Annotated in this window: 2 protein-coding genes; both read right to left on the minus strand. The window is 57.9% G+C overall.

All coding sequences use genetic code 11. From position 1 onward, the window contains the following. Positions 1–51 precede the first annotated feature (51 nt). Positions 52–633, minus strand: a complete 582-nt coding sequence (locus QPK27_RS25170; RefSeq protein WP_157225733.1) for a hypothetical protein — start codon at positions 631–633, stop codon at positions 52–54. A 282-nt stretch (positions 634–915) separates the two neighbouring features. Continuing rightward, positions 916–1,164, minus strand: a 249-nt coding sequence (locus tag QPK27_RS25175; RefSeq protein WP_290420882.1) for an efflux RND transporter permease subunit, incomplete at its 5' end; no start/stop codon positions are given.

Below are 1,164 nucleotides of genomic sequence, written 5' to 3' on the forward strand. Positions count from 1 at the left end.
ATCGCATCGCGCAGCGGCGCGCAATTATTTGCGTACAGGCCAATCCTTACCTCAGTAGAAAAGCCGCCTGATGTGAACCACTTGCGGCGCAAGCACGGCCAAGAGCAGGATCAGCACCAGTGCAATGCCAGTTACGGCATCTACGTTGTCGAACCCTGCTGCAATCAAACCTACCGCCACCAGTGGGGCGATAAAGGGTAACAAAGCGACCGCTGCCTTGATCACGAACATCGCACCGTGCTGTTCGCACAATAAACAACTGTATAGCGCACGCAATGCGCCGGCCGTGAACGCGCACATTGCAAGCGGCATCAAATCGCTTGGCAAGAGGTTAGAGGCATGGTTAAGAGCATGTATGGCCCCTCCTGCGATAAACGGACTTGGAATTAGCAGAACGACGACAACGGCGAATCGCATATTTTCGTCCCGACCTGCCTCCTCTTCTTTGCCAACTGCGCGCTCGCATTTATTGCTATAAAGCATGATGACGGCAATTTGGTACAGGGCACTCGCAGCGAGCGAAAAGCTCTCCCAAAATATGGCGCCGTAAGCGGTCCACGCCAGTGACAGGACATTCGTTCCCAGCACAAGATGCGGCAAAACCACTTCAATCCCACTTGGTGTCAAACGCATAATCGACCTCTCCCTGATGGGCCGCACGAAGTGCATGGGCGAGCCAAACATGAGTGCCGGCACATACCGCTGACTCGCCCCTCAAGAGGCGGTGTGCTGTTCACACCGCCGGATACACAGCTTCACGCGGGTTTTAGACGGGGGTGACCACGCGCGTCTCACGCAGGGGGCCNCACGAAGTGCATGGGCGAGCCAAACATGAGTGCCGGCACATACCGCTGACTCGCCCCTCAAGAGGCGGTGTGCTGTTCACACCGCCGGATACACAGCTTCACGCGGGTTTTAGACGGGGGTGACCACGCGCGTCTCACGCAGGGGGCCATCTGGATCCTTACGATGCGCCAGTCGATATAGAAGAGGCAGTACCAACAACGTTAGCGCCGTGGACGACAGGATGCCGCCGATAACCACCGTCGCCAGCGGGCGTTGTACCTCGGCGCCGGTGCCAGTGGCAATCGCCATTGGCACAAATCCCAAGGACGCAACTAGCGCCGTCATAAGGACCGGCCGCAGACGCGTTAGCGCTCCATG

Source organism: Massilia sp. YIM B02443 (assembly GCF_030411955.1).
Lineage (GTDB): Bacteria > Pseudomonadota > Gammaproteobacteria > Burkholderiales > Burkholderiaceae_D > Telluria.